Source organism: Vreelandella venusta, from assembly GCF_007989605.1.
In the GTDB taxonomy this organism is placed as follows: domain Bacteria; phylum Pseudomonadota; class Gammaproteobacteria; order Pseudomonadales; family Halomonadaceae; genus Vreelandella; species Vreelandella venusta.
On the sequence record NZ_BJUL01000041.1, the window covers coordinates 1 to 9370 of the forward strand.

At 53.4% G+C, this 9370-nt stretch carries 2 protein-coding genes; both read right to left on the bottom strand.

What is annotated here, in order from left to right:
- On the bottom strand, positions 1-7731 hold a 7731-nt coding region (locus tag HVE01_RS19445; protein WP_146945452.1), incomplete at its 3' end, for an ESPR-type extended signal peptide-containing protein.
- Between the two features lie 826 nt (positions 7732-8557).
- Positions 8558-9370 (bottom strand): OmpA family protein (locus tag HVE01_RS19450; protein ID WP_146945453.1); only part of this gene is annotated, 813 nt, incomplete at its 5' end.

Sequence of the window (9370 nt, forward strand, 5' to 3'; positions counted from 1 at the left end):
CGCCACCGTGAGGTTTTCGGTGATATTCACATTAGTGAAGTCAACATCGTCTGCCGTGGCGACGGTGATATCAGTGCCGTTACGCGTGATATCGATGTTCTTGCCATCAAGGAACTGAACAGTAGCGTTAGGTGCCACATTCGTAGCTGTATCACCGTTGGTCTGGACGTTCCAGCCAGCGCTGGCAACATCATTCACTGCCTTCAACTGACTGACGTTGACCGCGTCTGTATCTTCTGCACCTGCAGCCACATTAATGATGCGGCGCTCATTACCTGCGCTACCAACTGAGACTTCGCTATTTGCGGTGGGTGCTGCAACGGTAGCTGGGTTGCCGTTAACATCCAGCGGTTGGTAAGCCGCTGTGCCCAGCGTGCTGCCATCAGCGATGGAGCCTTGCCCCAGCGCTACGCTGCCTTCATTAGTCACCGTAGCATCTGTGCCCAATGCAGTTGCACCTGACAAATCAGCACTCGCGTTTTCCCCTAGCGCTGCGCCTGCCACAATTGCCGGATCATTAATACTACCGTTATACGTTGCAATGGCACCATCACCAAAGGCCGCCCCGCCATTGCCTGCGCGCGAAGAGGCGCCCATGGCCACCGAGCCGGACGCTATGGCGTCGTAACCAACCGCAATGCTACGCTCGCCACTCGCTGTGGCGTAAGTGCCCAAGGCAATCGCGTCGGACGCGCTGGCCATTGACTGATAGCCCACCGAAACGGCCCGATCGGCCGTCACGCCATTGCCAGCTACAAAGCCCAACGAAACATTGTAGTCACCTGTAACGTTGCGACCCGCCCCCTGGCCGATAGCGGTATTGCTATTACCAGTTACAGTGCGGCCTGCAGCAACACCGTAGGAGGAGTTGAAATCACCGATGGTTTCAAACCCGGAGGCATAACCGACCGCAGTATTGTTATTGCCCTCGCTTTCACGGAACGCAAACGAACCCATTGCGACATTCTGGATGCCTACCAGATTGGAGGCCGACTGGCGCCCGATCAGGACATTGTCCTGCCCCTGAGCGCTAAGGCCCGCGGAGCTGCCGACAACGACACTATAGGGTGCATTGGCATTCTGCGCCGCATTCGCGCCAACGGCTACGATAGCCTGGCTCGCAGGGTCCATGCCAGCACCTGCTCCAGAGCCGACCGCGACGGCCGAGACGCCCGGTGCCGATGCACCTTGCCCGACTGCGACACTACCTCCTTGCCCTGCGGCAGAGGCATTATACCCAACCGCTGTGGCACCATTTCCGGCAGCAAGCGTACCAACGCCCGCTGCAAGAGCAGCCGTCCCAGTGGCACCATCATTATTGTAGTTACCATCAACCGGCGCACCGTTGACGCTGTAGAAGTGTGTTTCTTTACCATCCACGTACTGCTTATTAACAACGGAGTTATCGTTATTAATAGGGCCATCGTAGATTGCTTCATTATTGACGACTGATAAGTTATCACCCAGATAGGTATCGCCCTTCACTGTGGTGTCGCCGTTAATCGTCGTGTTGCCGCCGATATTGGTATCACCCGCCACATCCAGCTGATTGGTGACATTGACATTGGTGAAGTCAACATCATCTGCCGTGGCAACCGTAATGTCCGTTCCAATGCGGGTAATATCGATATTTTTACCATCAATGAACTGGACTGTGGCGTTAGGTGCCACATTCGTCGCTGCATCACCATTGGTCTGGACGTTCCAGCCTGCACTGGCAACATCATTGACCGCTTTCAGCTGGCTGACGTTGACCGCATCGGTATCTTCTGCACCGGCAGCCACATTGGTGATGCGGCGCTCATTACCTGCGCTACCAACTGAGACTTCGCTATCTGCGGTGGGTGCTGCAACGGTAGCCGGGTTACCATTAACATCCAGTGGCTGGTAAGCCGCTGTGCCCAGCGTACTGCCGTCAGCGATAGAGTCTTGCCCCAGCGCTACGCTGCCTTCATGAGTCACCGTAGCGTCTGTACCTAACGCGGTGGCACCAGACACATCAGCACTCGCGTTTTCCCCTAGCGCAGCGCCTGCCACAATCGCCGGATCATTAACACCACCGTTATACGTGGCAACGGCACCATCACCAAAGGCCGCGCCGTCATTGCCTGCGCGCGAAGATGCCCCCATAGCAACAGAGCCGGTCGCAATCGCATCGTTGCCAATGGCAATGCTGCGTTCGCCCGAAGCCTGCGCGCTTGTGCCAATCGCAACGGCATCATCAGTTGAGGCCAACGCCTTGTTACCAATAGATACTGTACGATCCGCTTCAACCCTAAGCGCGGGATCAACATGGACTAGGGTGCCTGCATGATGGCCAATGGCTACGTTATCGCTACCGATTAACCGGTTACCCGCGTAGTGTCCCAAAGCAGCGTTATGACTGCCCGTCACAACTCGGCCTGCTCTCTCGCCTACAGCAGCATTGAAATCACCATTAGTACTACCTCCTGCATATACCCCAACGCCAACGTTATTGAAACCAGTGACTCCCGCACCGGCCAGCCCCCCTACGCCAATATTCTGGCTGCCAGCCACCGTCCGGCCTGCCTGTTGGCCAATGCCGAGGTTATTGATCCCATTTACGCCCTCCCCGGCATTCTGGCCAATTCCGACGTTGTCTGAGCCTGTGACATTACGACCAGCGGCAGTACCGAAAGCAAGGTTCTCGGAGCCCGTTACATTCTGGCCTGACGTACGGCCATACGCGATATTGGCGTTGCCGGTAACGTTCTGGCCAGACATGAAACCGGTAGCGACATTGAAACTGCCATTGTCGCCACGATTCTGCCCCGCCAAACCGCCGATGGCGATATTATCCCGACCACCAGTGCCGGCATTCGCACCAGCGCCTTGTCCCACGACTACATCGCGAAGAGCAGATGCTTCCGCACCATCCCCCACCGCAACAGAGGACGCACCTTGAGCTAACGCGTTGGTGCCAGCCGCCAGAGCATTTAGCCCAGTCGCACCATCGTTATCATAGTTACCCTGAATAGTACCGTCGTCATTAACGCTGTAGTAATGCGTTTCGATGCCGTCGACATATTGTTTATTAACAACGGAGTTATCGTTATTAATAGGGCCGTCGTAGAACGCTTCGTTGTTGACGACTGAGAAGTTGTCACCAAGGAAGGTATCGCCCTTCACTGTGGTGTCGCCGTTAATCGTCGTGTTGCCGCCGATATTGGTATCGCCTGCCACATCCAGCTGGTTGGTCACCTCCACATTCGTGAACTCGACATCATTCGCAGTTGCAACTTCAATGCTGTTACTTGTGCGGGTAATCGCGATGTTCTTGCCTTCGCTGAAATCGGCGGTTTCACCGGGGGCGATATTTTCGCCAGTGGCTTCACCGTTCGCCGTCAGATCCCAGCCTTTGTTGGCCACGTTACTAACGTCGGTTAGCTGGTCAACATTCACCGCATCTGTGCCGTTAACACCTGGGGCAACATTAGTAATAGTGTTGCCTGCCATATCCAAGCCGCCCGTGAGGGTGGTTTGGCCAGTCACGTTTAGTGTGCCGCCGATGGTGGCGTTGTTGGTTACGTCTAGTGAGTTGGTGGTGACGCTGTTGACGTCCAGGTCATCGCTCATCGCAATAACAAGCGTCTCGTCGTCAGTCACTTCGGTGCTGAGATTGGCATTACTGGTCACGATATTCAGCTCGTCACCTAGCTTACGATCCGTTGTGCCAGCATCACCAGCGAAAGTAATCGGGGTGTTAGCCAGGTCACCAATGCCACCGTCCACATACTCTTTGTTGACGATGTGGGTGTTTTCAGTGATCGCACCGTCGTAGAAGGCTTCGTTGTTGACGACCGAGAAGTTGTCTCCCAGGAAGGTATCGCCCTTTACTGTGGTGTCGCCGTTAATCGTCGTATTGCCGCCGATATTGGTATCGCCTGCCACATCCAGCTGGTTGGTCACGTTCACATTCGAGAAGTCGACATCATCTGCCGTGGCTACTTCAATGCTGTTATCCGTGCGAGTGATAGCGATGTTCTTGCCTTCGCTGAAGTCGGCGGTTTCACCAGGCGCAATGTTCTCACCCGTGGCTTCACCGTTGGCCGTCAGATCCCAGCCTTTGTTGGCCACATCACTAACGTCGGTTAGCTGGTCAACATTCACGGCGTCAGTGCCGTCAACACCAGGAGCAACGTTGGTAATAGTATTGCCCGCCATGTCCAGGCCGCCCGTGAGGGTGGTTTGGCCAGTCACGTTAAGCGTGCCGCCGATGGTGGCATTGTTAGCCACACCTAATGTGTTGGTAGTGACGCTGTTGACGTTCAGGTCATCGCTCATGGCGATAACGAGGGTCTCGTTGTCGGTCACTTCCGTGCTGAGGTTGGCGTTGCTGGTAACAATGTTTAGCGCGTCACCCAGCTTACGATCCGTTGTACCGGTATCGCCAGCGAAGGTAATTGGGGTGTTCGCCAATCCGTCCACTTCACCATCCACGTAGGTCTTATTGGTGATGTGGTCGCCATCCGTAATAGGGCCGTCGTAGAACGCTTCGTTGTTAACGACTTTGAAGTTATCACCTAGAAAGGTATCGCCCTTAACCGTGGTGTTGCCACCGATGTTGGTATCGCCTGCAACATCCAACTGGTTGGTGATGTTGACATTGGAAAAGTCAACATCTTCAGCGGTGGCCACTTCAATGCTGTTACCCGTGCGGGTGATAGCGATGTTCTTGCCTTCGCTGAAGTCGGCGGTTTCACCGGGGGCGATATTTTCGCCAGTCGCTTCACCATTAGCCGTCAGATCCCAGCCTTTGTTGGCATTAGCGATGTCGTCCTTAGTATCCTGGCTTAGATCCACTGCATAGTCGGTGACATTATTGGCGTCGGGGCCTGACGATGTAACGCTGATCGCTGTAGAACCCTCGCTAACAGTGGCGCCTTCAGCATTGACGGTATAGATTGTCCCACCGTTAGCGTTCTCTGCAACAGCAACATCGGCAACGTTAGTACCTGCTTCCACCTTGGATTGAGCGGCAATCAACTGGCTCACGTTAACGGCATCATCCAGCTCGGTACCCGCGGCTACACTGGTGATCTGACGGCTACCAACATTTACGGCGGCACGCTGAGCAACCGTACCTGCAATATTTGCAGAGTCTGTAGATGTTGCACCAAAAGGCACATAGCCTGCTATCCCCGCAGCAGTATCTGCTATAGCACCTGAGCCTAGCGCAACACCGCCAATCGCGACAGCGCTCGAATCCGCTCCAATAGCCACTGCCTGGTTCGCGGCGGATGAAGCACGGGATCCCATTGCTAAAGCGTCTACGCCCCCCGTTACTTCCGCCTGAATCCCTATCGCTGCACCCGCATAAGCACCACCAGCCACATTGGATTTTGCACCGATTGCTATACTAGAGCCATCAATGTCATTGGTCGTTTGATCTGCCGTGGCCTGCACCCCCAAAGCAATACTGTGACCATAGGCAGTGGCAGAATCACCAATCGCTATACTATGTGTATCTCCTGTCCCCGGGTTTGTTCGGGCATTGGAACCCAGCGCAATCGAGTTGGCACCATCAGCAACTGCGTTAGCACCAAAAGCGGCCGATTCATCACCAGTGGCATTCGCTTGGAAACCGACAGCGGTTGACCGACCTGCTCCGGCGGTAGCGCTGGTACCTAAGGCACTGGCGTTTTCCCCAGTAGCGGTCGCAAACCTGCCATATGCTGATGAATCAATACCACTTGCCGTGCTAAACTCACCAAAGGCTTGGCCGCCGTTACTAGCATTCGCACCAGTACCCACCGCCCACGACCCCGTTGCCACGGCACCACGACCGATAGCCCCCGTATCAACACCTGATGCTAAGCTATCCTTACCAATAGCAATGGCGTTGGCTGCAGAGGCCTCGGCATCCGTACCAAAAGCGATAGTGTCTTCAGCAGACGCTGCTGTGCGCCTGCCAACAGCCAGAGAACGTAGCCCACTGGCTTGTGTGCCATAACCAACAGCCACGCTATCTTCACCTGCCTCAGCTCTAACACCAAGAGCGAGCGCCTGTGGATCGTTCGCACGGGCATCATACCCCATCGCGATAGCGCCAAGGCCGTCAGCGATAGCTGGCGCGTAAGCGGCCGGAGAAATGGCAATGGAGACATTGCCGGTTGCCTGCGCCCCCGCACCGACAGCTGTTCCTGTATTAACAGTGGGGCCGATGTCTTTTCCAGCGACGGCATCGTGCCCGATTGCCGTACCACTTAGTGCCTGGGCACCTGCACCAACAGCGGTTGTAGGCAGCCCATCATCCACGCTGTAACCATTTGGATTACTGGAACCCTCCAGCGCCTGAGCACTCATAATAATCGCTTCAGCAACCGCCCCATCACCCACCGCCACTGAGCGATTGCCCTCTGCCAGTGTGCTACGGCCTGCAGCAAATGAGCCCTCGCCTTGCGAGTGTGAATCTTTACCAATTGCTATAGAGCCATCACCTTCAGCATGGTTCATGGTCCCAATAGCAGTGGAGAACTCGCCTTCAGCTAGAGATGCTGTCCCAAGCACCGTTGAGCCGGTTTTATAAGCAATGGACGACGTACCCACCGCGGTTGAACCGAGGCCTCTACTTTGTGTTTTCAAATAGCCTGTTGCAGTACCACCACCCAGTGGGTCAGCGCTATCATCAGCCTCCTGATACACCCATCCCTTCGTATTGATGTAATCTGTAAACTCGCTTGTTTGAAAGACACCGCCTGCATACGAGTGAAGATCATCCCCCCCTAGAGCTATACTGCCATCTCCTAAGGCACTGGTATCGTTACCGATCGCCAGAGTCTGGGCACCCATCGCTCGGGCACGGGATCCCAGGGCAGTGCTTTGAAAACCGGCAGCATAGGTTTCCTGGCCAACTGCTGTCGAACCATAGCCAAATGGATTGCCCGGATTCAATGGATCATCATTCAACGCCCTGGCACCGACCCCTATAGCGGTACTGGATACTTGTGCCAATGCTTGCCGCCCCATGGCTACACCATCAAACCCAGTAGCAGCCGCCTCTCCACCAATAGCAATAGTATTAGTCTGTGTAGCACGCGCGCCGCGTACGTTATTCGACCCAATAGCAATAGAGTGCTGACCGGAAGCGGTAGTGGAGTTCGCTATCGACAGCGGCGTCGTACCATTTCCGCCAGCGCTACCAATCGCAATAGCGTTAAGTTCGGTAGCTTGACCACCAAATCCCAGTGCAATGGCTGAGTTACCTGTTGCGCGCGATTCAACACCAACAGCTGTCGCCCATTGAGCTGCTCTCGTATTAAAGCCGAGGGCGGCCCCACCTCTTCCCGTCACTTGACTAAAAGCGCCATAGACAGTAGCTGCCAACTGGTTATTACCACTGGCATCGCAACCAGCAACAAGCGAGTAAGTGCCACTTCCATCTATGGGGTCTGCGCTGGTATTTGGGGTCGCTATCCTGCCAACCGATGAGCCAGCCGCTCCAGACGTACAGCTACCACCATCTGAAGCAAATTTTCTTGCTTGAGCCTCCGAGATGCCCAGCGGCGAGAGGGTTGCTGCGCAGGCTAAGACTACGCCTAATGTAATGGGGCGCAGAAAAACCTTAATTGGCGACGGCACCATGAGTGGTTCGACCACCTGGCCAATTTGATGACTAGTGCTCGCTTTATTACGACTACGTGCTGCTTCCGAGGCCACGACTAGCCGACCAAGGGTCCGGTTCCAAATTAGTCGAAACACGTTATTCATTATTTAGAACTCCACTAATTATTCGGTGAGGAGGTGCAATCGCCTCGCTCAATTACCTTTACCCTGGTCATCTCGGCGCAATGTTGATGCTTAGAAGTAACCCCTACTCCAGCTCAACACTTTCCCGGCTCAACAACTGCTGAATGCCACTAAACAACCGGAGCATTCGCAACGCAGTTGCAGACAAACGACCAATTTATATAACCGCCAACCGCTGCTTAAAAGCTCAGAAGTAAGCAACTTTGTTCAAGGTGTCTTTAGTGGATACATTTTGATACTTAGATAAGCGTTAGCTCAACATGGGTTTAATATTGTTAATATTCAGACAAGCGAACAAATAAGCGTAGCGCAGATATTAATTCACCGATTTTAATAGTTGTTATTTTTTAACAATTAACCTCACTATAAAAATTATTCATAAACACTCTTAAAACTTACTTAAAAATATCCAAAGAGAAGCCTATAACTCATTAAAAGAAAAGAAAAACACACACACCACCACCTAGCAGCTCATGCCAGCAGCGTCAAAAAAATAACTATCCATTCGAATTTGTCATGATGGAGAAATATTCGTCACCAGGTTAACATTCATCAATCGTTAACTAAGCTTATCTAGAGAAGGTTACTTCAGTTACAATTGTTCACACACCTTCCTATAAAAAAGCACTTACTCCATGAGACTCAGAAGAAGGCACCTGTTTTAGAGCACTAAGAAACATTTTTAAACACTTTCTCAATCCCAATTAAAAACCCACGATGCCCATGCCTTAACTAGCATGAGCATCGTGGGTATCAGGGCCAAGTTTTTATTAACTGGCTAGTGTACTTATTTCAGTGTCATTTCCACTCTGCGATTAGGTTTCAAGCACTCCTTCACGCTTCTCGTGGCCACTTGGCCTGGGCAATCAACGATAGGATCAGCCTCTCCTCTTCCTAGCAGCATTAAGTTACGCCGCTCTATGCCTTGCGATACTAGATAACTGCCAACCGCCTCCGCACGCGCCTGAGATAAGTTAAGATTATACTGCTCCTTACCAAATCGATCCGTGTAGCCAACAACGAGTATATTGGGTGATGAGTAGGCGTCGCTTGCTATCTCTGACACTCGTTCTAAAGCGCGCTGCCCCTCTAACGTTAGCGTATCGCTATCAAAATCAAATAATACATCGCCTGATAAGGTTAATTTCTCTTCGCGCGGTTCAGCGGCGATCTCTTCTACTTCGATGGGTATCAGTAACGCCGGACACTGGGCATTTCGCCAACGGGTGCTTTCTAATGTCATGTCATCGCCATAGTGCACTTGGTATTGGCAGGTGATGTACTCATTGCCATTGCCATTGCCCGTGTACAGGTTGAACACGTAGTTCCACTCTCGAACGCCAAAGAACCCTTCAGCGTAATGGGGATTGCCGATTAGCTGCCGTACTTGGTCTTTGCTTTGCCCTTCTGCAATGCGCAGCACGCTATCCGGATCGACAAACTGCCCCCCGTCATACCAGTTGTCCGCTAGCGCCGGAAAGCCATCATCCACTTCACCCAGCTCTGCACGGTCGCTGTTAGACGGGCTAGCACAGCCCGTCAACACGAGAACGGCGGCAATACTGGCGGCCCCAAGGGCCGCCTTGTTCATCATTGTGTC